This window comes from Helcococcus bovis, assembly GCF_046035835.1.
Taxonomy (GTDB): Bacteria; Bacillota; Clostridia; order Tissierellales; family Peptoniphilaceae; genus Helcococcus; species Helcococcus bovis.
Window position 1 is genome coordinate 1 of record NZ_JBFNGB010000001.1, and the last position, 25,053, is coordinate 25,053.

24 protein-coding genes are annotated in these 25,053 nt (G+C 25.9%); all 24 read right to left on the bottom strand.

Going from position 1 to position 25,053, the window contains the following annotated elements:
* Positions 1–113 precede the first annotated feature (113 nt).
* The 24 genes from ABGF48_RS00005 to ABGF48_RS00120 all read right to left on the bottom strand — a co-directional run bounded on the left by ABGF48_RS00005 (position 114) and on the right by ABGF48_RS00120 (position 25,044).
* Complete coding sequence (locus ABGF48_RS00005; RefSeq protein WP_408104305.1) at positions 114–392, bottom strand: hypothetical protein; 279 nt, start codon at positions 390–392, stop codon at positions 114–116.
* A 22-nt stretch (positions 393–414) separates the two neighbouring features.
* Positions 415–1,422 (bottom strand): type 2 isopentenyl-diphosphate Delta-isomerase, encoded by a 1,008-nt coding sequence (fni, locus tag ABGF48_RS00010; protein ID WP_408104306.1) that lies wholly within the window; start codon positions 1,420–1,422, stop codon positions 415–417.
* Positions 1,415–1,897, bottom strand: coding sequence for a thioredoxin domain-containing protein (locus ABGF48_RS00015; protein WP_408104307.1), 483 nt, complete (start codon positions 1,895–1,897; stop codon positions 1,415–1,417). Before ABGF48_RS00015 ends, fni begins: the two co-directional genes overlap by 8 nt.
* 12 nt (positions 1,898–1,909) lie before the next feature.
* Positions 1,910–2,983: a peptide chain release factor 1 gene (gene prfA / locus ABGF48_RS00020; RefSeq protein ID WP_408104308.1), complete on the bottom strand. Its 1,074-nt coding sequence runs from the start codon at positions 2,981–2,983 to the stop codon at positions 1,910–1,912.
* A complete protein-coding gene (gene prmC / locus ABGF48_RS00025; protein ID WP_408104309.1) occupies positions 2,968–3,777 on the bottom strand; it encodes a peptide chain release factor N(5)-glutamine methyltransferase in 810 nt (269 codons plus the stop codon). Before prmC ends, prfA begins: the two co-directional genes overlap by 16 nt.
* 65 nt (positions 3,778–3,842) lie before the next feature.
* A complete protein-coding gene (locus ABGF48_RS00030) occupies positions 3,843–6,047 on the bottom strand; it encodes a glycoside hydrolase family 95 protein (RefSeq protein WP_408104310.1) in 2,205 nt (734 codons plus the stop codon).
* Positions 6,048–6,148: 101 nt separating this feature from the next.
* Positions 6,149–7,210 (bottom strand): hypothetical protein, encoded by a 1,062-nt coding sequence (locus tag ABGF48_RS00035; protein ID WP_408104311.1) that lies wholly within the window; start codon positions 7,208–7,210, stop codon positions 6,149–6,151.
* A gap of 174 nt (positions 7,211–7,384) precedes the next feature.
* On the bottom strand, positions 7,385–7,630 hold the full coding sequence (locus ABGF48_RS00040; protein ID WP_408104312.1) for a type B 50S ribosomal protein L31: 246 nt from the start codon (positions 7,628–7,630) through the stop codon (positions 7,385–7,387).
* Between the two features lie 81 nt (positions 7,631–7,711).
* Positions 7,712–8,719 carry a 2-hydroxyacid dehydrogenase gene (locus tag ABGF48_RS00045; RefSeq protein ID WP_408104313.1) on the bottom strand — a complete coding sequence of 336 codons (1,008 nt, stop codon included), beginning with the start codon at positions 8,717–8,719 and terminating at the stop codon, positions 7,712–7,714.
* A gap of 40 nt (positions 8,720–8,759) precedes the next feature.
* Complete coding sequence (locus ABGF48_RS00050) at positions 8,760–9,824, bottom strand: AEC family transporter (RefSeq protein ID WP_408104314.1); 1,065 nt, start codon at positions 9,822–9,824, stop codon at positions 8,760–8,762.
* A gap of 71 nt (positions 9,825–9,895) precedes the next feature.
* The gene (locus ABGF48_RS00055) at positions 9,896–10,822 is read right to left on the bottom strand and encodes a DMT family transporter (RefSeq protein ID WP_408104315.1); all 927 of its coding nucleotides are present in this window, start codon (positions 10,820–10,822) and stop codon (positions 9,896–9,898) included.
* Positions 10,819–11,697, bottom strand: a complete 879-nt coding sequence (locus tag ABGF48_RS00060) for an NTP transferase domain-containing protein (protein WP_408104316.1) — start codon at positions 11,695–11,697, stop codon at positions 10,819–10,821. Before ABGF48_RS00060 ends, ABGF48_RS00055 begins: the two co-directional genes overlap by 4 nt.
* The gene (locus ABGF48_RS00065) at positions 11,697–13,457 is read right to left on the bottom strand and encodes an NTP transferase domain-containing protein (RefSeq protein WP_408104317.1); all 1,761 of its coding nucleotides are present in this window, start codon (positions 13,455–13,457) and stop codon (positions 11,697–11,699) included. Before ABGF48_RS00065 ends, ABGF48_RS00060 begins: the two co-directional genes overlap by 1 nt.
* Before the next feature lie 125 nt (positions 13,458–13,582).
* Positions 13,583–14,560, bottom strand: coding sequence for a glycosyltransferase family 2 protein (locus ABGF48_RS00070; protein WP_408104318.1), 978 nt, complete (start codon positions 14,558–14,560; stop codon positions 13,583–13,585).
* Complete coding sequence (locus ABGF48_RS00075; protein ID WP_408104319.1) at positions 14,553–16,151, bottom strand: O-antigen ligase family protein; 1,599 nt, start codon at positions 16,149–16,151, stop codon at positions 14,553–14,555. Before ABGF48_RS00075 ends, ABGF48_RS00070 begins: the two co-directional genes overlap by 8 nt.
* A 10-nt stretch (positions 16,152–16,161) precedes the next feature.
* Complete coding sequence (locus tag ABGF48_RS00080; protein ID WP_408104320.1) at positions 16,162–16,878, bottom strand: hypothetical protein; 717 nt, start codon at positions 16,876–16,878, stop codon at positions 16,162–16,164.
* Complete coding sequence (locus ABGF48_RS00085) at positions 16,871–18,133, bottom strand: oligosaccharide flippase family protein (protein ID WP_408104321.1); 1,263 nt, start codon at positions 18,131–18,133, stop codon at positions 16,871–16,873. Before ABGF48_RS00085 ends, ABGF48_RS00080 begins: the two co-directional genes overlap by 8 nt.
* Positions 18,130–19,017: a LicD family protein gene (locus tag ABGF48_RS00090; RefSeq protein ID WP_408104322.1), complete on the bottom strand. Its 888-nt coding sequence runs from the start codon at positions 19,015–19,017 to the stop codon at positions 18,130–18,132. Before ABGF48_RS00090 ends, ABGF48_RS00085 begins: the two co-directional genes overlap by 4 nt.
* A gap of 2 nt (positions 19,018–19,019) precedes the next feature.
* Complete coding sequence (locus ABGF48_RS00095; RefSeq protein ID WP_408104323.1) at positions 19,020–19,868, bottom strand: LicD family protein; 849 nt, start codon at positions 19,866–19,868, stop codon at positions 19,020–19,022.
* Positions 19,869–19,877: 9 nt separating this feature from the next.
* Positions 19,878–21,242, bottom strand: a complete 1,365-nt coding sequence (locus ABGF48_RS00100; protein WP_408104324.1) for an O-antigen ligase family protein — start codon at positions 21,240–21,242, stop codon at positions 19,878–19,880.
* A 70-nt stretch (positions 21,243–21,312) separates the two neighbouring features.
* Complete coding sequence (locus ABGF48_RS00105) at positions 21,313–22,374, bottom strand: NAD-dependent epimerase/dehydratase family protein (protein ID WP_408104325.1); 1,062 nt, start codon at positions 22,372–22,374, stop codon at positions 21,313–21,315.
* Positions 22,375–22,382: 8 nt separating this feature from the next.
* Complete coding sequence (locus ABGF48_RS00110; protein WP_408104326.1) at positions 22,383–23,105, bottom strand: IspD/TarI family cytidylyltransferase; 723 nt, start codon at positions 23,103–23,105, stop codon at positions 22,383–22,385.
* A gap of 28 nt (positions 23,106–23,133) precedes the next feature.
* Entirely contained in the window at positions 23,134–23,820 is a 687-nt protein-coding gene (locus ABGF48_RS00115) for a sugar transferase (protein ID WP_408104327.1), read from the bottom strand.
* Positions 23,821–23,832: 12 nt separating this feature from the next.
* Complete coding sequence (locus ABGF48_RS00120) at positions 23,833–25,044, bottom strand: DegT/DnrJ/EryC1/StrS family aminotransferase (protein ID WP_408104328.1); 1,212 nt, start codon at positions 25,042–25,044, stop codon at positions 23,833–23,835.
* Between the last annotated feature and the right edge of the window lie 9 nt (positions 25,045–25,053).

Sequence of the window (25,053 nt, forward strand, 5' to 3'; positions counted from 1 at the left end):
TTTTTATATTTTCTTCCCCATTTCTCGCCGTACATAATACTAAACTACTAACTATAAGCTCGACATATAGGATAATCAAAAATTTAATTACCACAAAATAAAAATTTATATAATTATGTTAAAAGCCTAAATCCTATCATTGTTATACCTATAATTGAGTATATTGCTGTCATTGCGATATAGCCGATTCCACCATTATTTTTGTAATAAATATATTGGTTGACTCCCATTAGGATAAATACTGTTCCTAGCAAAAGGTATGAAGCAAAGTGATTTACCTTTTTGTATGTTTCATAAATAATTACGCCTATGGCTAAGAAAATTAGTAAATCTGTAAAGATAATTAATTTTAATTGGCCTTTCGTTGCGATTTTTTGTTTGTATTCTTTCATGATTTTTCTTTCTTAAAGTATATTATAATATTTCTTTTAATCTTCCAACTATCTTATAATCTACATTTTTTAATTCTTCTATATTTTTCACTCCCAAAAGGAACATAACAACTTTTGTTTTGTAGATTAAGTCTTCTAAATAATTTTTAGCTTGATCATATCCACCATGCAATAGATATTTCAATAATTCACCACTAACTCCTACATAATCAGCACCAATGATTAATGCTTTTGCAATGTCTAATCCTGTTTTTATACCGCCACTTGCAATTATTTTAAGCATTTGGCTTGATTCTCTAGCATTAATTATTGATTTTGCAGTAGGAATCCCCCAACTGTATAAGTCTGAAAAATCTTCTTTATAATTTCTAAGATTTTCAATTTCAATAAAATTGGTGCCTCCACTTCCAGAAACATCAATGTACTTTACACCAGCATCCACAAGTTTATCAACAGTTAACTTTGTCATTCCCATAGATTTTTCTTTTATAATCATTTTAGAAGAATAAGTTTTTGATAATTTTCTAATATTTTCTAGTACATTTCTAAAATTAGTATCTCCATCAGAACTTATGATTTCTTGGGCTGAATTTAAGTATAATGTTACTCCATCACTATTAATCAAGTTCATTGCATTTTCAATTGATTTTTCATCCGATTTCGCACTTAAATTTGATAGAACAACTACCTCGGATTTTTCACTTTCACCAATTCTTTCAAGATATAATTTTGATTCTTCATTATCAAAATTTCCATCTTGTGATCCTACAGAAAACGGCAATTTGAATTCCATAGCTAGTGAAAATAAAGTCTGATTTACATCAAATCCTTTTTCAGATCCCCCAACCATTGCGTTTATTATTAGCGGAAATGAAATTTTTTTACCAAAAATTTCAGATTCTGTAGATATTTCATCAAAGTTTATTTCCGGTAATGAATTATGTTCTAAATAAATATCATCAAATAGCGGATTTCCTACAAATGAGCTTATTAATGAATTTTCAAGATATAAATCTTTTTGATTATCCATTTTTATTATTCTCCTTTTTAAAATCTTCAATTATTTTTGATAGTTTTAACAAATCAAATTCTCCTTGAAATTCTGTTAAATTTCCACCTTTAAAAAATTGAACAGTAGGAATTATACCATCAGAAAATGTACTTGAAACTTTTTTTTGGTGGTCGTGTGACATTTCATCAAATTTCATAAAATAAACATGAGAAATTTTTTGTTCATTCAATAGTTTAAATAATTCAGGAACAAATTTTTTGCAATATTCACATTTTAAGCTAGAATATACAATCACAAAGTCATTTGTCTGAGTTTTTAATTTATTAAATATATCATAATTTATAAAATCAACTTTCACTCCTTGTGTATCTGAATCATAAAATTTTCTTAAATATTCTGAGGCTGATTTATCTCCATCTTGCCCTACAATTACATTTTTTGAACATCCAACAATAGATATGATTAATAAACAAATTAAAAATACTTTCTTCATGATCACTCTAATCTATTGTTGAGACAATGCTAATTTTTTTGTCTGATCTTCCAAAATTAAAGCATCTATCATTTCTTCAATATTACCATCTAAAAATGAATCTAATTGATAAATTGTCTTGTTAATTCTATGATCAGTAACTCTTCCTTGTGGGAAATTGTAAGTTCTGATTTTTTCTGATCTATCTCCTGTACCAACTTGAGATTTTCTATCTTCAGATAATTCTTTTTGTTGTTCTTCCAATTTGTGTTCATATAACTTTTGATAAAGAATTTTCATAGCCTTATCTCTATTTTTATGTTGAGATTTTTCATCTTGCATAGAAACTACAATTCCTGAAGGAATGTGAGTAATACGAACAGCAGAGTCAGTTGTATTAACGTGTTGTCCACCTGCTCCTGATGATCTAAAGTAGTCAATTCTCAATTCAGTTGCTTCATTGATTTCAACGTCAACTTGTTCAGCTTCTGGTAAAACTGCAACTGTCGCTGTTGAAGTATGAATACGTCCTGATGTCTCTGTTTGTGGAACTCTTTGAACTCTGTGCACTCCTGATTCATATTTTAATTTTGAATATGCACCTTCTCCTTTTACCATGAAGATAACTTCTTTGATACCACCGATTCCTTGTTCAGAAAGTGAAACAATTTCAATCTTATATCCTTGCTTACTTGAATACATTTGATACATTCTATAAAGCTCACCAGCAAATAATCCCGCTTCATCACCACCTGCTCCTGATCTAATTTCCACATAAACGTTTTTATAGTCATTTGGATCTTTTGGAACAAGTAAGAATGTTATCTTTTCTTCTAAACTTACTAAATTCCCCTTAGCTTCTGCTATTTCCTCATTTAATAAATCTTTCATTTCTTGTTCATCTGCCATTTTTAGCATTTCTTTATTTTCTTCAATCAAATTTTCATTTTTTCTATATTCTTCATAAGTTTCTACTAATGGCTTGATATCAACATATTCTCTATTAACTTTTTGCCATTCATTCATATTAGCTAATAACTCAGGACTAGCCAATCTTTTTTCTAAATCGTAATATTTCTCTTTTGTTAACTCTAATTTTTCAAACATAACTCACCTATAACTACCCTATCTAAATTGCTATAATCTTTCTTAATTTTAATATTATTATATCCATTACGTAAAAGCAAATCTCTTACAACTTCCGCCTGCTTATATCCTATTTCAAAAAATAATTTTCCATTTTCGTTCAAATATTTTGAAGCATTTTTTATAATATTTTCATAAAATTCATAACCCTTTTTCCCACCTACAAATGCATTTTTAGGTTCATAATAAAGAATTTCATCAACTTTATCATATTCATCTTCACTTAAATATGGTGGATTTGAGACTATTATATCAAATTTTCTATCAATTTTTTGAAATAAATCCGATTCAATAAATTCAACATTTGAATTTAAACTTTTAGAATTTTTTTTTGCAATTTTCAATGCATTAATTGATATATCAGACCCAAAAATTTTACAATTTTTAGCTTCTAAATCTAACGAAATAGCTATTGCCCCACTTCCAGTCCCTATGTCTAAAATAGTTTTACCGTCTAAATTTTCCTTCAAAACTTCATCGACTAGCAATTCTGTTTCAGGTCTTGGAATCAAAACATTTTCATTTACTATAAAATCTCTACCATAAAAATTCCACTTTCCAATAGCATACTGCAATGGTATTTTATCTTTTAACTTTTCCTGAATTTTCATAAACTCTAGATATTTTTCTTCACTTAATGTTTCAAATCTATTTTGAAATATATCAGACATTGTATAATTCAAAATATATTGCAAAACAATTTTAGTAAATCTATAATCTCCATTTAGCAAATCATCTATTTTTACATTTTTCACTACATTTTAACCCCTGACATATTTTTAAATTTCATAACATATAATTATATCATAAATTTACACATTTATATAACCTTAAAATCAATAACTTTTCCATTTTTCCACTTAATATTAACTTCTTTATTAAAAACTTTCAAACCAATTACTTCACCATCTTTCCAAGATTTTGGAAGTGCAGGTAACGGGATAATTCCCCCTTGTTTATAAGATACCAGCATATTAGCTATACCACTAACAGCTCCAAAATTACCATCAATTTGAAACGGCGGATGTGTATCCCATAGATTTTTTAATGTCGAATTAACTAAAAGCTCTCTTAATAATTTATGAGCTCTATCTCCATCACTTAATTTTGCCCATAAATTAATTTTATAAGCCTTTGACCAACCAGTTCCTCCATCTCCTCTATCTTCTAAAGACATTCTCGCTGCATTTTTGTATTTTTCATCGTAATCAAAAATTTTTCCCGGAAACAATCCTACTAGATGTGAAATATGTCTATGATTTTTCTCTATTTTAGATGCATTAAAATCAGATGAATCTTCTTCGTACCATTCTTTAATCATTCCTTTAGAATTAATATGAATTGGTCTAAGTTTACTCATTTTTATTCTAACATCTTCAATATAGTCTGTATCATTCATAATTTTTGCAACTTCTAAATAATTTGAAAACAAATCATGTACCAATGACTGATCGTAAGTATTTCCAATTGAAATATCCCCATGCTCTGGAGAATATGAAGGAGAAACTACATATCTATCACTTTTTTCATCATAAATTAAAAATGAGTTCCAAAATTTAACCGTCTCTTTTAACATTGGATATATCTTATTTCTAAGAATATCATAATCTAATGTGTACTTAAAATAATCATAGACATTTTGAATGATCCAAGCATTTGATGTTGGTGCCCAACCCCAATAATAATTCCAACCTGGTGCAGTCCAACCAAATATAGTAGCTTGAGTGTGTACCATCCAACCATTTTCTTCGTCATCATTTGATATTATTCCAGCATACTTTTCAGCACATTTCCTACCATAAAATCTCAAATCATCAACATAATTTATAAGCGGAATAGCTGTTTCGGACAAATTGGTAATATATGCTGGCCAATAATTCATTTGCAAATTAACATTTAAATGATAATCACTATTCCATGGTGGGTTATCAACAGCATTCCAAATGCCTTGAAGATTTGCAGGAAGTGCATTTTTTCCAGCTCTTGAAGAAGAAATCAATAAATATCTACCATATTGAAAATATAATTCTTCTAAATAATTATTTTGTTTAATTTTATATTCTTCTAAAATTTCATCCATATATCTATCATCATATTCAGAAATATTTAATTTAACTCTGTCAAATAAATTTTTATAATCTTTTATGTGGTCTTCTTTAATTTTTTGATAACCTTTTAAAATAGCAGTTTTTACAATATTTTTAACATCTTCATTAAGATTAATTTTATCATCTTTATAATTTAATTTTGGATTTTGAATATAATTAGTTTTAGCGGATAAATATATTTTAACATCGTTAAAATTAGAAATTTTTAAGCCATAATCATTTTCGATTCTACCATCAGTTTCAATCTCTAAATATGCTGAAAATCGTAAATTATTTTCGCAAACATATCCCGAAAGTAAAATACCTTTTTCAAAAAATGTAGAATCTCCTACTTTCATTTTTGAATTCTCATCACTATCAACTAAATAATTTGTCAAATTTAGATTTATTGTAATAGTCTGTTTTTTTTCATTTTTAAGGTGCATTACAAAAACATTATCCGGATAACTTATAAAAGATTCTCTTTCAATATTTTTTCCATCTGATAAATATTTTGTATAATGTAAAGAATTGGAAATGTCTAATCCTCTTTCAAAATTTGATATTGTATCAGAATCGTTATATTTAATATCAATTTCTCCAAAAGATAAATATTTTCCATACTGAGAATTCTGTGGTCCTATCAATTTACTTTCAGCCATTTCTCTTGCTTTATTAATTTTCCCAGATTTCAATAATTTTTGAACATTCCTTAAACTTTCAAATCTATAATCATCGTTGCCAGCTTGATAATCATCGATTCCATTTGGACCTCCGGACCAAAGAGATTTTTCATTAAATTGAATGATTTCTTCATTAATTAATCCAAATATCTTAGCTCCAATATAGCCATTCCCTAGTGGTAAAGCTTCTTCTTCCCATCCTTTGTATGTTTTTTCTGAAGGTCTATTATATTTTAAAATATATCTTTTATCCATATCTCACCACCTAAAAATATCGCTTTATATCTATACCGAAATAATTATATCAACTAAATATCAAAATAAAAAGAGACGAATTTCTTCGTCTCTTATAGTGATTATCTTGTATATACGTCAAACCAATCGATTGAGCATGACTCACATCTATCATAAACTTTCCCTTGAGCTCCAAAAGGTGTATCAATAACGGTCCCTTTTGGCACAAATATATTAGATGCTAAAACAATATATCCATCTTTATCAGTAACATATCCTAATTGGCTTGTGTATCTACCCGGTATACTTAATCCTCCACCTGGTAACACTCTTTCCGAATAATAAGTAAATTTATGTCCTCCCCAATATATAACTCCATGCCATTCAAATTGACCAATTGTATATATTTTAGGTGAACTACTTTTTATAGCTGGTAAATCTAAATCATATTTAACCACTGAAACTGATTCAGAATAAACTGTTTTAGAATTAGGTACTAAACTTTTGTTATATAAATAAGATTTTCCTGATTTATCTGTATAATATCTTACACCATCAACCTCAAAATCACCATAAATTAAATTTCCATTATTTTGGTGAAGAAAATAATGTGCGCTATCTACATTTAACCAACCAGTCTTCATATCTCCATTTTTTCTATCTAAATAGTACCATTTACCATCAATTAATTGCCAACCTATTTTCATGTCTCCATTTTTTCTATCTAAATAGTACCATTTACCATCAATTAATTGCCAACCTATTTCCATGTCTCCATTTTTTCTATCTAAAAAATACCATTTACCATCAATTAATTGCCAACCTATTTCCATATCTCCATTTTTTCTATCTAAAAAATACCATTTACCATCAATTAGTTGCCAACCTGTTTTCATGTCTCCATTTTTTCTATCTAAAAAATACCATTTACCATCAATTAGTTGCCAACCATATTTTTTTATCCCATTTTTTCTATCTAAAAAATACCATTTACCTTCATCTATTTGCCAGCCATATTTTTTTACTCCATCAATATAATATAACACACTACCATCTTTTTGTGTTATAAAACCATTTACTCCTGATGCATTAGCTTTATTCCCAAATATAAAAAGTACTACCAAAAATACTGTTAATAAAATGATTTTTTCAAATATTTTTTTTAAATTTATATTGTAATTCATAAAAACTCCTATTTGTATCTATTTAATTTTTATATTATAACATAAAAATTACAAAAGTTACAAATAAATTACAATTTTATCTGTTTATTACGAAAATAACATAAATAATTTATATAAAATAAAAAGCCAAGGTTCCCCTTGGCATTGTTATTGTAAATATCATTTGAATTAAAACTAATCCATTTTGTATTTTTTCTTAAATCTTTCTACTCTACCACCACGTTCAACAACTCTTTGTGCTCCAGTATAAAATGGATGTGAATCCGAAGATACTTCAACACGAATAACTTGATATTCATTTCCGTCTTCCCATTTCATCGTTTCATTTGATGTTTTAGTAGATCCAGATAGGAACTTGTATCCTGTAGATGTATCTAAAAATATTACTGGATGGTATTCAGGATGTAAATTCTTTTTCATAATATCACCTCTTTCACTTTTATTTAGTTCTTAACCATGTAATTATAACACAATTAATTAATTAATACAACTACTTATATATTATATAATTCCTACTTCATTTACAGTTTTACCAGTTGTTAATATATCATTAAAATTATCTAATGTAATTTCTATCATGTTTTTCAAAGCTTCATCTGTATTTGAGCCTACATGTGGTGTAACTAGTACTCTTGGATACATATCAACTAATTCTCTAACAACCTTATCAGATATTTCATCTCCACTATTAAATTTTTTGAAGAAAAATGCTGTTTCATTTGCAAATACATCTGTACCAAATCCATCTAATTTATTTGATTTTAATGCTCTTAAAATCGCTTCATTATCTTGAACTTCGCCACGAGCTGTATTTATAAGTATTGAACCATCCTTCATTTTAGATATAAAATCATCGTTAATCATTTTATCATTTTGTCCTTTAATATATGGAACATGAATACTTACGATATCTGATTCATTTAATAATTCTTCTAATTCAACAAATTTCAATACTTTCTTTGCATCTTCACTTTGGTAAATATCGTATCCTAAAACATCAGCTCCTAACCCTTTAAATAATTTTGCTTCTGTTAAACCGATTTTACCTGTTCCTATTATACCCACTTTACAGTTTCTAATCTCTTTACTAAACATAATAGGATCTACACGAAAATCATAATTGCTTGTCTTGTTTACAGTATGTGCAGTATGTCTTAAAAGCATCATTGCCAATGTTACTGACAATTCTGCTACTGAATTTGGTGAATAAGCTGGTACTCTTGCTACTCTTTGTCCTAATTCTTTAGTAACATTCAAATCAATATGATTAAATCCTACTGTTCTTGTAAAAACTAAATCTATTCCATACTCTTTTAATTTTTCTAAATTTTGTCTATCTGCTACACAGTTACCTCTCAGCATAACTGCATCACAACCTTTAGCTGTTTCAATATTATCATGTGTTAATAATTCTTCTATAAGAACCAAATCATATCCATATTTATTATATTTTTCAAATGATGATACTTCATTTGGTCTTACACCATAACATGCAATTTTAAGTGTCATATATTTCCCCTTTTATATTTAAGTAATTTAACTAATTATATTAAAATAATCCTGTGTGTCCTAAAACTTGTACAACAACTATCCAAATTGGAGCCATTAAAACTGCTCCTAATGTAGCTAATAATGAAGCATTTGAAGCTAATAAAGCATCTTTATCATTACTAATAGCATATGCTACTGCTACTGTTGCTGGTGGTGTTGCCATCATGATTACAACTGTTCCTAAACCAACTAAATCAATTGGGAATCCAACTAATCTTAAACCAATTAATGCGATTACGTTAATTGCTGGTACAGCTATTAATTTCATAACTGTATAATACCATGTTTTCTTGTCTGAAATAGCTGTTTTGAAGCTTACTGATCCTAATGTTGAACCAATTGCTAACCATGCTAATGGTGATGCTAAGCTTGATAAATATGTCAATACTTGGAAAAATTGTGGGAAAGTTCTATCTAATCTTAAGAATGCCACTGATTTTTCTACCATTTTTCCTGTCTTATCCGCAAATGTTACATTAACTTGTGGTAAATATGCTTGGAATATCCAAATAAATAATCCTAAGAATGTTGCTAAAACAATTGGATTTAAGAACATCTTCTTCAAATTGTCAGATGTCATCTTTAAGTTGCTCATCTTAATGTATGCATATGAATATAAGAAAATTCTATATCCAATGTTAAAGATTGATGCATATAAAGCTCCTTGAGCTCCATAAATAGCTGTAACAATTGGAATACCAAAGAATGTTGTTGATCCGAAAATAGATAAAATTCTTAAAGTATCATTTTCATCCCCTTTATATTGAGCATACATTGGTATTGTTAATATAATAAGTACAATATAAACTGCGATACCCCAAATTAAAATACCAATACCTTTGTTTAATGTTTCTGGGTTGATGTCTGCCATAAATGATTTCAATGCTAATGCTGGCAATGATACTGATAATACTACCTTTGTAAGTATCTTTCCTGTATTTTCATTGAAAATTTCTTTTTTTCTAAGATAGTAACCAAATAAAATGATTGCTAAACTTGCAAAAATTGCTGTGTTAATTTTTTGTGTTTGAAGTGTTTTCACTAAAACATCTATAAAGTTCATAATTTCCTCCTGAATATTATTTAACCAAATTAGTTTATCATAAAAACTGTATTTGTCAATATTTTCATTTATTATTTTCTGAATTGTCTTAAATCTACGCTAGAAAGTATAGAACCTAAAATAATGACAATACCTAAAATAATACTATATAATGTTATGCTTTGTTTTAATATTATATATGAGAAAAATACTGCCCAAGCTGTATATGTTATATTTAATGGCATTGCCTTTGATGCTCCTATTTTATTTATTGCTTTATAATACATTAAATAGGACATAGTCCCAAATATTCCTGCTAATAATACATATAATATTGAATTTGTGTATAATGTTGAAAATGTAAATTTCCAAGCTCCTAAGAATATTAAGATTACAACTCCATAAAATAAACTTGAGGAAATTTGTCTTATAAATAATGCATTTTCGTCACTTATTCCTTCATCTTTCATGCCGTATCCAACTATTACAGCTTCTGAAGCCCATCCAACGCAACAAACAACTCCTGCAATGAAACCTAAAAACGAGTTTCCTTCAGAAAATTCTCCATTTGCTTGATAACTAAGGAATATTACCCCTAAAATACTTATAGTCAAGCCAAATAATTGAATTGGTTTAACTTTTTCTTTTAAGAATATAATAGAAAATAATACTCCAACAGCCGGATAAATAGAAGATATAATCGAGGTCAATCCAGGACCGATATTATTAATAGCTATTACATATCCTGACATTCCTATCGGACCACCTAATAAAGCTCCTAAAATTATTATCTTACCACTTCTTGTTTTCAACGATCTTTTTATTTCATTTGTTTGTTTTTTTGCTATGGTAATTATTGTCATCCACATAGTAGAAAATAAATCATGTAAAAATGTGCTTACAAACGGAGCAAACATTAGCGCTTCAGGTGTAGAAATGTAGTTTGTGCTTGCCAAAGCTATACTTAAAATTACTGTATCTAACGCCCACAATATTCCTGATAAAAATCCGTTAATCATTTATTTCCTCCTTTTTCTACTAAATTTTTAGTTTCATAATCATAATGGAAAACTTGATTTTTAAAAGTGAAATCAAATCCATTCGCCTTTATAAAGTCTTTTGTGGCTACAAAATTAGTTAAATCAGATTCTAAACAATTAAATTTTTCCGCTATTGATTTTATAATTTTAGATCTTGTGTCTGAAATATAACTATTGTCAAATTCTCTTAATTCGTTTAATGAATCAAATTCAAATATATAATCACTAGGATATTTTCTTATTTTCATTTTTAATTTATCAAGATTATTCAAATATATGCTTTCCCAAAGTAAATCATGTGTATCTTCATCATCATATATTGATTCTAAAATTTCTATAAAAATTTTTGAAAATTTTTCATTCCAAAATGTATGACCAAGCATATACCAAGAATCTTCTGCACCAATTTTCACACCGGTAATATATTCTTCTTTATCATATGACACGCACCATTCATTAATGAATTCTTTACTATATAAAACAGAATAATAACTTTCTTCCACATATTTTTCAAAAGCATTTTCATTAAAATAATTATCTACTGAGCAAATATATGAATTTTTCAAATAATCTCTAACAGCATAAATACTTGAATTATTGTTACGTCTATCATATTGAGTATTTTGAATTATTTTAACTCCAAATTTTTCTGATAAATAATTAAATTTTTCAGATTGATATCCCGTAACAACTATTATTTCATCAATACCTTTCTCTTTTATTTGCTTTATTTGTCTTTCAATTAGTACTTCTCCCCTAACCACAACTAATCCCTTAGGCATTTCATAGGAAAGTGGTGCAAATCTACTCGATGCTCCTGCCGCTAATATTATTGCATTATCTACTTTGTACATTAGTCTACAATTCCTTTATTTTTTAATATTTTATAATAATCTTTAGCATATCTATATTGTGCAATTGAGTATTCTCCATATTCAATTCCAATTTGACTTTTAATTTCACACCAATTACTCCATACCAATCCAGCTACAGCAATATATGCATAAATTAAATTTCTGTCCTTTTCTAATGTCGTACCTTCAAAATATGTGTCAATTACTCTATCAACGTATCTTTGATTTAATAAAGAATAAATACAAAACATTGCAATATCAAGTAACGGATCTTGCATTGAAGCATATTCCCAATCTATCAATCTAATTTCTTCTTTTTCATAATTTTCTTTTTTAAAGAACAAGTAATTATCAACATTCGCATCTATATGACACAATATATAATCATTTTTGTTTTCATCAATAAATTTTTTTATTTTATAGACTTTTTCTTTGGTTTCTTCATAATCAACATAAATTGATTTATCTACTATCCATAAACTTTCATAATATTCTAATTTATCATAAAGATTAAACTCGTGATTTACTTTTAATTTTTTATAGTGAAATTCTCTTAAAAATTTCATAGCTCTTATTAAATCTAAATCATTTTCATAATCACAAACTCTTGAATTTTCAATATATTTAGTAATTTTATATCCGTTTTTTGGATTAATATAAATAATATCATCACATAGATTGTATTCTTTTATTAAATTATATACTTCTGCTTCTTCAGCTCTATTTATAAACTTATCTGTACCTTCACCAGGTATTCTCATAATGTATTTTTGATTATTTATCGTAAATAAAAAGGATCTATTAGTCATACCTTTTTTTAATGTTTTAATATCAACAATTTCGTTATTATCAACATTAAAAACTTGTGAAATTACGTCTATTTTGTCTGATTCTAAATCTTTAGAATTTTCATCAACTTCTCTAAGTTTTTCATAAGTGTTTATTTCTATATATTTAGAATTTGCTACTTTTTTAGAATAAAACTTAAATCCTGATTTTATTAATGCATCTTCCCAAAAATAATTATCATATTCAGAATTTTTAGAATATTCATCTAATATTTTTTTTACTCCTTCGGAATCATCTTTAGAGATAAAGCTAACTCCGACCATTTGATTTGCAGATTCTTTATTTTTAGTTATTACTATTTCTCTTTTTCTATTTTCCTTTATATAACTTGAACTTTTTTCTGTATCAGATATCATATACCACGAATATCCTTCATATTTGGAAAATGGATTTTCATAAAAGTATACATCGGATGGAATGATATAAGTATTATTAATTTTTTCTTTTACAATATTTAATGAATGCATATTATTTTTTTCATGATATGTCATATTAATCTTTAGATTAACTCCAAATTTATCTATTAAATACTCATATTTTTCTTTTTGAAATCCTACAACTACAGTAATTTCAGTTATACCTACTTCTTGTAATTGTTTTATTAATCTCTCAATTATTTTTTCTCCGTTTATCTCGATAAGACCTTTAGGTTGTTCCATATTTATCGGAACCATTCTTATACCAAACCCTGCAGCCAATATTATTGCATTTTTTACTTTACAACTATTTAAGACGTTTTCTGACTTTTCATATAATTTATTGTCTTTATCTATATAATTTTCCAATTTCAATTCATTTAAATTTTTATTTACTAATCCCACAGAAATTCCGATTTTTTCTGATATCTCTTTTTGATTTAATTTATTATTTAAGTACAATTTTTTCAATATATCAAATTTTATATTATTCATGAACTCTCCTTTTTATAATTTTATGAATATATAATATACCTTTTTTGAAATTTTTGCAAATAAAAATAGGGTAAATTTCATATCTATTTTTACGATATGTAATTTACCCTATTAAATTTATATTCTTAAAATAATTTTTTACCTTTTCTATTTATTAATTTTTTATATAAATTTAAATTTATAAATAAAATAATTGTAGAAATTTTCCTTTTTATATTAAAAAAGTCTCCTAAGAACACATATTTTTTTCTATCATAAATTTCTTTTTTATATTTATTTATCATATTTTCATCAATTTTTTCAGATAATAAAAGTCTATCAAAAAATCTAAAATATCCCCATAAAATCCTTTGTTGGACTTCTACATTTAATTCAGGATAAACTTCCAATATTAATTGTGCATTTCTTTTTTGAACTTCAATTATATTTAATTCATTTTCTATACTAAACGAACTATTCATTAAACTTCCATCTCTAAATATATATTTATATAATTTATCAGATGTATAAACAACCATATTACTCTTAAGTAATAATTCACAAGAAATATACGCATCTTCAATCATTTTCATATTTTCTGGGAATCTAATATTATCAAATAATTCAGTTTTATATAATTTAGCTGTGGTAAACATGTTCAATTTTTTTCCTTTTAAAGCAGCAAGTATTGATTCTTTTTTATTAAAAATTGAAACTTCATTGTTTATTTTTCCAAATACTAAATTATTATCGTAAACCTTTTCTAAATCACAAGAAGAAATATCAGCATTATATTTCTTTATATTTTTATATAATATTTCTACAATATTGTGAGATACTACATCATCTATATCAACAAATAAAATATATTTACCAGATACATTATCTATTGCAATATTTTTAGTTTCACTTACGCCTGTATTTTTAATTTTATTTATAAACTTTATTCTTTTATCTTTTTCTGCACAATTTTCTAGGATTTCTTTACTATTATCTGTAGAACCGTCATTTACAAAAATAATTTCTATATTAGTATATGTCTGATTTACTAAGCAATTGTACATTCTATTTATATAATTTTCACCATTATATACAGGTATAATGATTGATATTAACTCATTCATTAATTTTTTCCTCATCTTGCGGTTTAACAAATTCTAAATATCCTAATAAAAATGCTAATGTTGCAGAATAAAAACTACATACATCTAACAATGCAGATAAAAACATTGATATAACTAGCAAATATCCAACCAGTCCAAAAATAAGTATATAATTGTAATTTACTTTTTCATATTTTTTAATATTTTTAATTATATTTACTATTACAAATAATCCAAATGATAATAATAAAATAAAACTTATCCATCCGTAATGTAATAAAAATCTTATTAAACTATTAACTGGATCTTGCCCTTCATTTAATCTTCTAAATGGTTCTGATTCACTAGCATATTTAGCCGCAAAATACTTTGTTCCTCTAGATGATGTTCCCGTTAGAGGTCTATGCTTTGTAACTAATTTTAAGGATTCATACCATCTTCCCACTCTACCATTACCAGCTTGTAATATATCTTTTGTGTCTGTATCTTCTTTATCTTCTGAAATTTTTTCAAAATTATTATTATCAATACTTAATTTTATTGAGTCATCATGTGCTCCCAAATGTTCAAAATATTTTGGATAAAGACCGATATACTTATCTGACAAAGGAACTTTTTTTATAATTAAATTAAATTTATCAAAATTAAGTTTTGAGTTTTTTAATTTTGGATCATATTTTGAATTTTTTAATACAAGTGTTACTCTTGTTACGGGCTTTTGTAATATTTTATATGATTCAGATCTTATAAAATCCCCTAGTATTAAAGTAATTAACACCATAATTATAATTGCACCAATATGATATAAATGTTTTAACTCATTTTTGTGGTTTCTTATAAAGTTATATGCTAATAATGATAATATCATAATAATACATACTACCATTCCAATGTATGCAGCTCTTGAGTTAGCTAAAACTAACATATAAAATTCAAGTAATATATTTATATATAATATACCTTTAAAAAATTTACCCGTTCTTTTATTATTAATCATAAAAATAGATAATAGTATAGAACTAAAGTTTATTATAACTCCATAATTTGGATCATTATAAATCCCTGCTAAAAGCGGATTTATTATTCCAGAATTTCTAAAAATATATCTTACACCAAAGTAAAATCCTTCATCAGGTCTCAAAACATATCCTGAAATATTAAAAATAAACATCAAAATAGAAAGTACAGCAAATATAAATTGTAATATAACAAGAGGTTTTACAATACTATATAATGATTCGTTTTTACTTTTCTTTGTTAGATTAAAATATGTATAAAATATAAAATACACTATCGACAATAAGTATATTGTTTTTAATGAATATATTAAATTTCCTGCTTCTCTATTCAAAAAGACTGTAAATATTGAAAATATCCAACAGGCAAAGAATACATATAATGTTTTTATTTTTAAATATTGTTTACTTAAAACAAAATTATTTAACATCATTATGCTTCCCCACATAATAAATAAATAATTTATTAAATTCTGCATTTTAGGTTCTACGAAAAATAATGATTGTATTAGTAATAAAATAAAATAATATTTTACAAAATAATACGGTTCATTTATAGCCATACTAAGTTTATTTTTTATATTGTGTGCATTCATAAATTCTCCTCTAGTGCATTACTTTATATCCCTTTATATTTTTATCGAATATCAAATTTGGCGCTGTCCATATTTCGTTATTTTTTATTGGAATTCTCCAATTTTCTCCGTAATTTCCATATAATATATCTTCATAATTTTCAGGTATATTTACATAAAAATCAAATATTTTCTTTCTCAATATATTTTTAGTTCTTTTATCTCTCATAAAAGCTACTGAATGTTCCATTCTGTCAACATAATTTATGTGATTTCTTCTATAGAAAAAAGGAGCTTCCATATAATTTTCATCTATAATTTCTTCCACATAAATATCAATTTGTAACCCTTCTCTAATATATGTTTTTTCTACAACTTCATCTCTTAAATAAAAACTTCTAAATGGTATAAAATTTATAGTTGACATTAACTCATCTAATTTTTCCCAACTAAAATTTTCATTTTCCATTATAGCTAAATCTAAATCTACATCATGTTCAATAACACCATTTTCTCTTATAATTCCTAACAATGTACCACAAGAAAAGAAAAACTCCCAACCTGAAGTTTCCATTAATTTTTGTACATCCTTAATTCCTTGAACTCCATATTTTTTAAAACTTTCTCTTAGTTTTTCTTTTTTTTCTTCCTCTTTATTTAACATTATTTTATGACCTAAACTATAAAATAATGGTATTTTTTTTAATGTTTTTTTTATACTTTCCTTAATATGATAAAGCTTACTCACTTATAACCTCTTTTCTATAATCTTTATTATATTTTTTCCAACATATTCTTACAATTATTACTCTATATATTAAATCAATAATTGTAGTAAATGAAATAAGTCTTGCTAAAAATACGGCGGAAATATTTCCAGTTCTAAATGCAATAAGCAATATTATAATGTGTATTCCTGAAGAAATATAAACTGAATAATTAGCATGTTTAGTAATGTTTAACCCAGACATTACTGGAAAACCATATAAATAATCTGGCAATGTAGCAACTGCTGCTGGTAAAAGTGATCTAATTATTTCTCCAGACGATGCATAATCAGCCCCAAATATAAATACCATCATTTTTTCAGCATAAATATAAAATACTGAGCAGAAAATAATTATAACAGGCATTAATATTATTAAAATTTTATTAACTAATTTAAAATCTTTATTTTTTACCATATACGGATAAACACTATCTGAAATTGGAGATAATGCTTGCTGTCCAGTTGAAAATAATTTATCTGCTACAGCATAATATCCTTTAGATATAGGTGTCACGTAATTTAAAATCATTAAATTCATACTTGTATATACTGTACCTACAATTCTTGATAAAAAGAATGATCCAGACATTAACATATGAGATTTAATTGTTTTATAATCTACTTTAACCAAATGAATATTATATGTTTTTTTCAAATATAAAATAGACCAAACAAAAGCAACTAAATTGCCAAACGCATTTATAACTGGAATAATCATATAATCTGATGGTTTTCTTAAGAAAACAAAAATCAAAGCTGTAAATATTGTTCTTGATATAATAATTCTATAAGTAACAGCGCTCATTTCCTGAATCCCTCTATATACATAGTCCGGCAATAATCCATTTATAGCTGTTCCTACAAAAAATAAAAAGTAAAATAAATAATCATCTCTATAACTTTTTACCATTAAACAAAATACAGTTAAAACAATAAAAGAAATCATAATCAGTCCAAATTTTAAATATTGAATTGAAGAATATATTCTTTTTAACTCACTTCTATCATCAGAATTTCTAGCTACTTCCTGGGTTCCAGATAATATAAATCCAAAATCTATTATTAACTGAAAATAAACCATTAATGCCATTGCTAATGCTATCTTTCCATACATATCTGGTCCTAATATCCTTGTTTGATATGGTACGGAAATAAAACCAAAAAAGTACGTAGAAAATCGCATTATATACATCATTAATGTATTTTTAAATAATAATTTTTTTTCACTTTTCATCTTTTATCCTTTAAGTAATATATATTTTTATATTCTTCATATGATTTATCAAGATCAATCAAAATTGCATCATGTTTAGGTTTTCTATCTTCTTCTTTTGGTAATTTTGTATAATCTCCAAATGCCATATTTAAATATTTTTCGGAATTATAAGGAATAGGATAAAACCCATCTTCAAATTTAGCTAATCTTTCACCTAAAAAAATTTCTTTTGGATATTTTATTTTCATATATTTCCAAGTAACACATAATTCTGTAATATATTTAGAACTTTCAATTGAATATTTTGTCATATTTTTTTCTGCTCTTTTCCATAATTTATATCTAGAATTTGGTGTTTTTCTAAAAAATAATAAAATTTTACCAACTATATTAAATAATTTTCCCCTATTTTCCGGAGCAAATCCTCTATTATATAAATAAAATTTAAGTGCATTAAATAATTGTATCTTTCTCTTAAAATTTGATTCTGGAGCACCATCAAGTGGAATTACTTCTAATTTAATACCATGATTTATATCTTTATCAACTTGATTATTTTTTATAAAAGTCGTATTATTCATTGATATTTGAGTTAACATAGTATCTTGATAGTCATTTTTAGTTGTTCTAACTATTTTATATTTATCTTTGTCAGCAAATTTCGACCACAATTTAAATAATTTTTCATAGTCTTCTCTAAACATATGTACATCAATATCATCATCCCACGGTATGAATCCTTCATGTCTCAAAGCTCCAATGCAACATCCTCCACATAGTGTATATTTTAAGTCATGTTTTTTACAAAATGAATCAAAATATTTTAATATTTCTAAATTTTTAAGCTGTAAATCTCTTAAATCTACATTTTTATTATTAGGTTGTTCTAGTATATATTTCATTATTATTTTACCAAATACTTCTTTCCTTTATATATTTTGTATGAATTATTCAAATCATAAAAAACTACATCATGTTTAGGAACTCTTTTATCTTCCGGAGGCAATTCCATATAATTTCCAAATGCTTTTTTTAAATAAAAATCATAATCATTAGGAATTTTAATTAATATATCTTCAAATTTTATTAATTTATATCCATCAAATACATTTTTAGGATATTCATTTTTCATATATCTAAATCCTGTAACTAACTCCGTAATATATTTTGATTCATCAAAATTATATTTACTCATATTTTTTTGAGCTTTTTTCCATATAAAATATCTTAATTTTTTTGATGGAACTAATCCTAAAACAACTTTAGACATCATTCTTATTTTTTTACCTTGATTATCTGGTAACCTTTGAACATTAAATAAAGAATAAATAGCTGCATTAATTTTTTGTATTTTTCTCTTAAAGCCTAAAGGCGCACAACCATCTAACGGTATAATATCCATCATATATCCATGATGGATATCTTCATTTACACTATGACTATTTATAAATGTTGTATTATTATCTTTTAACAAAGTACCACCATCATGGTAATTTATATTCTTATTAGTTCTACATAATGTATATTTTTCTTTATTACCTTTTTCATTCCAAATTGATACTAATTTTTCATAATCTGGTCTAGGCATAAATAAGTCAATATCATCATCCCATGGAATAAAACCCTTATGTCTAATAGCTCCTATGCAAGCTCCTCCACACACATAGTATCTCAAATTATTATCATCACAAAATTTTGAAAAATATTCATACATCTCTAAGGCTTTCTGTTGTAGCTCTTTTATATTTTCCATTTTTTCTCCTTACTCTTCATGAGTTATCAAATAGTTTTCTTTATTTATCAAGAATAATCCATATCCTGCTATTGTCCAAAAGAATATACTTATGAAATTAGTTGAGTATAATATTAAACTTTCAAATAATTCTCCAAACATCATTCCAAAGAATAATATATTTAATAATTTAATATATTTACTTCTTCCATAAATTAAATATTTTAAAAATCTATATGAAATATATCCTATCAAAGCTGTGAAAGAAATTAAATTAATAACTCCACCAACTACTAAGACAGTCAAAAATATATTATGGAAACTACCACCTTTTAATGAATTATATATAACATTTTCACTAAAATACATAGGATAATATAATTGAATATTATTAATTCCATATCCAAAAATTGGCTTTTGTTTTGCCATTTCAATTGCTTTTTTCCATATATCAATTCTTCCACTCGATGTTGAATCCCCTAGTCTTATACCTAAATTAGGATCTGTATTTTTACTTTCTAATTCTTTTGTTTTATTTGCTATAAAAGGTTTAGAGTCTTTATTTACATATACTTTCTTCACATTAAAAGTATTAATATAAAGACTCGCAGTGTAATTAATTGCCAAAACCGATATAATAAAACCAATAGTGTAAATACATAATTTTGCAAATATTATTTTTAGCCTTCTATCATTTGAAATAAAAATGGAATACAAAATTATCATTACGAGCATACTTAATATAGCTCCTCTACTTTGTTGTAAAGAAAAATGTATAAATTGAATTATTATATTTATTTTTAAAAATTTGTTAATCTTATAGTCACCTTTATATTTATATAGATATAACAGCGCTGTTATAATACTTATATAACAAAATATTGCACTAATATTTGGATTTATAGCACCCCATATTCTATTGTTCATTACCCCATAATAGGATAATGTACTCTTAAATGACAACACAAATGAAAATCTAAAAATTAAAATTAACATAGTAAAAATAGCTGATAATAAAGCAACTATTTGTACTACATAAGTTATTAATTTAAATAATTTTTGCTGAGTCTTAGGTGAATAAATTCCCATCATAAAACAATATACTGTCATAAATGCAATATGAATACTATTATCTATAAAATTTGATCCACTATTTACAATAGTAGACACTATATTAGTACCTAACAAAATAGAAAGCAGATAAATAAAATTTTTATCCCAGTAATTGTTTTTTATTTTCAGAGCAAAAATTAATATTAGATTTATTAAATTTAATACAGTAATGATTTTATAAAAAAAGTCTACCTTTTGATATAATAATGAACTCATACTAAAAATAGATGCTAAAATAAAAAGCAATCTTAGTATTAATTCTGTTTTTAAATTTTTATTCATAATAACCTTAAATAATAAAACATATTATTTTATAATTTTATTTATAAATAAAATTATAATCATTATATTATTAATGATTATAAGATAATATGTCTATAGTTCTCTCTATACCTTCTTTTATACTATATTTTGGTTTCCATCCTAAATTTTCTAACTTAGTTCCATCTAATCTAGCTTTAGTTGCTTTGCTATATCCAGAAGCTTCTATAGCATCTGGTATTTCAAAAACAACTTTAGTTCCAACATAATCAGCAATTATTTTAGCTAAATCTTTTAGCATTATATCTGAATCTTCATGAGCTATATTATAAGCTTTACCTTTTTCCCCTTTTAACATTATTGTTAAAAGTCCTGAAACAGTATCTGAAACATAACAATAAGAATAATACTGTGTTCCTTCACTTTTCAAAACTATATCTTCTCTAGATATTCCTTTATTTAAAAATTGACTTAAAGCCTTAGTGTCTGTCTTTAATAATGTTGGTCCGTATGATCTAGTTGGTCTTGGAACAACAATATCCATATCTTTTTGTGTTATATAAGCTTGACATAAAGCTTCACTGACTCTTTTACTTTCAGGATACCCCGCTCTTAATGTATTTGAATCAATATATCCACAATATGTTTCTTCAAATTTTTCAACATCTCCTCTATTTTCACCATAAATTTCATTAGAAGATGTAAATAAAGATCTTTTTGCTTTGTGAATATATGCAAATTCTAACATGTTATAAGTTCCAAATACATTTGTAGTTATTGTACCTATTGGATCTGTAGCATATTGTATAGGATGAGTATTACTTGCTAAATGCAATACATATCCAACTTCACCAATATCATCTCTAATTAATGGTTTATTAATATCATATTGAACAAATTCAAAAAGACTTTGATCTTCTACATAAGAAAATCTTTCTTTAGCTCTTTTTTCATTTCTACCTAATGCATATACTTTACAATTTAAACTATCAACTTTGTTTTTAAACATTATAACATCTATTAAAAAACTTCCTATTAATCCAGTTGCCCCTGAAATTAATATAGAACTATTATTTAATTTTTCCCAAGGTAAATCAAGATTAGATACATATTGTAAATCTTCGATATACATTTTATTATTTAATAAATTCATAAATTCCTCTATTTCAACCAATTATTTTTATCAGCTTTTAAATGAGCTTTAAACATTTCTAAATCATCTTTAGTGGTTAACTTAATATTTTTATCAGAACCTGCTGCAAAATATAGTCTAACACCTAATTCAACCATCATTGTATTAACATAATGAGAACCATATATTCCTATCTCTTTTTCAAACGCTTCATGATACTTATCAAATAATAAGTCAAATTTATATGCTTGAGGAGTAGATACTCTCTTTAATGTTTCTCTTGGTATATACTTAACTGTTGAAATTTCATCGTCAATAACAAAAATTTGTTCATTGTATGGCATAGAAGTAACAGAATTTCCATATTTATCACATTTAGAAATAACATCTGATAAAACTGCATCATCAACTAATGGTCTTATTCCATCATGAATAATAATATTATCATCAGCATTAACATGATTTTCTAAATTGTAAACACCATTTCTAATTGATTCTTGTCCTGTAGATCCACCTTTTACAATCCATTTTAGCTTAGTAATATTAAATTGCTTAGCATATGATTGTAAAACTTGTTCCCATCCATCTATACACACAACTTCTATTGCATCAATTAATGGATGTCTTTCAAAACTTTCCAATGTATATATCAATATTGGTTTATCATATACATTAATAAATTGTTTTGGGATATCTTGTCCCATTCTACTTCCTGAGCCACCCGCAATTATTATAGCTATATTTTTACTCATTTTATTCCCTTTCATATTACATAAACATCTACTTCAACACCCCAATAAATGTCTTAAACATTATTGATATATCATATAAAAAAGATTCCTTTTTCATACTTTCCAAATTATATTTCATTTTTTCTGGCAAAATGATATTAACATAAGTTTCATCAACATTTTTATTTTCTGTTAATATCTTTTCTTCATCTTTATAATTGATACTAGCTTCAGATGTGATGCCTGCTGGTAACAATAGTGTAGCCATCATTTCAGGTGTATAATGATCAACATATTTTTGAACTTCCGGTCTTGTGCCTACAAAAGTCATATCACCTAAAAAAACATTTATAAGTTGAGGTATTTCATCTAATCTAACTTTTCTTATAAACCTTCCTACTTTGGTTATTCTAGCATCATTAGAAACGGTTACTTGGCTACCAATTTTATTTGCATCTTTTACCATTGTTCTAAACTTAAAAATTCTAAAAATTTCTCCATATTGAGTTACTCTTTCTTGCCTAAAAAATATTTCACCTTCTGAATCTAATTTTATCCAAATAGATAAAATTAAAATAACTGGAGATAATAAAAATATTAGTAATGAAGAAAGAACTATATCAAATAATCTCTTAATAATCAAGCTAAATGTTTTTTCTTCTAATATTTCATAATAAACTTTTACTTGATTATTTTTAAAATTATCTGGTAAATCATCCCATTTTTTTAATTTCATATTTACCCCTGATTATAAATATTCTTTTAGAATTTCTGTATATTTTTCAATAACATATTCTACTTCTTCGTCTGTAAGTTTTGTATGAAGAGGCAATGTTATTTCGCCAACAAATTGATTATAAGCATTTGGATAATCTTTTATGTCAAATCCTAAATTTTTATAAGCAGTTAATAGCGGAAGTGGTTTATAATGAACATTGCATGAAACACCTTCTTCTGCCATTTTTATAATAATTTCGTTTCTTTGTTCTAATGTAATATTTGGAACCATTGTGATATATAAGTGTCCTGATGATTTCTTAATGTCGTCCTTATGATTTAATACCTTCACTCCTAATTTATCACATGATTCTTTATATTTTAACATGATAAAGTGTCTTCTTTCAATCATATCTTCATATCTATCTAATTGAGCTAGTCCTATTCCAGAAGCTATATCTGTTAGATTACATTTATACCATGGACCCATTACATCATATTCCCATGCTCCTAGTTGAGTTTTTGCTAATGCATCTTTTGATTGTCCATGTAATGAATATAGTTGATATTGTTTATATAATGTCTCATTATCTAGACCTTCAACATCCTTCCATGTAACCGCTCCACCTTCTGCTGTAGTCAAGTTTTTAACTGCATGGAAAGAAAATGTTGTAAAATCAGCTAATGAACCAGATTTTTTACCTTTATATTCTGATCCAAATCCATGTGCTGAATCTGCTACAACAATTACCCTATCAAATTTTGATTGAATATCATTTGATGGACTATATAAAGATTTTTTACGTTCTAAAATTTCATAAATCTTATCATAATCACAAGGAATACCTGCAATATCAATAGGTATAACTACTTTAGTTTTTTCTGTGATTGCTTTTTCTAAAGCATCATAATCCATTTCTAAAGAATCTTTTTGTGTATCAACCATAACAATTTTTGCACCAACGTGATCTATTACAGAAGCTGTTGCTGTATATGTATATGCTGATGTTATAACTTCATCCCCTGGTCCAACACCTAAAACTCTAAGCGTTAACTCTGCTGCTGCGGTTTGAGAATTTAATGCAACAGCTTTATTTGTACCACAATAAGATGCAATTCTTCTTTCAAATTCTTTTGTCTTTGGACCAGTTGTAATCCAGCCTGATTTTAATGCTTCTACCACTTGTTCAATTTCTTTTTCAGAAATATCTGGTGGTGAAAACTGTACATTTAACTTTTTCATTTTTCCTCT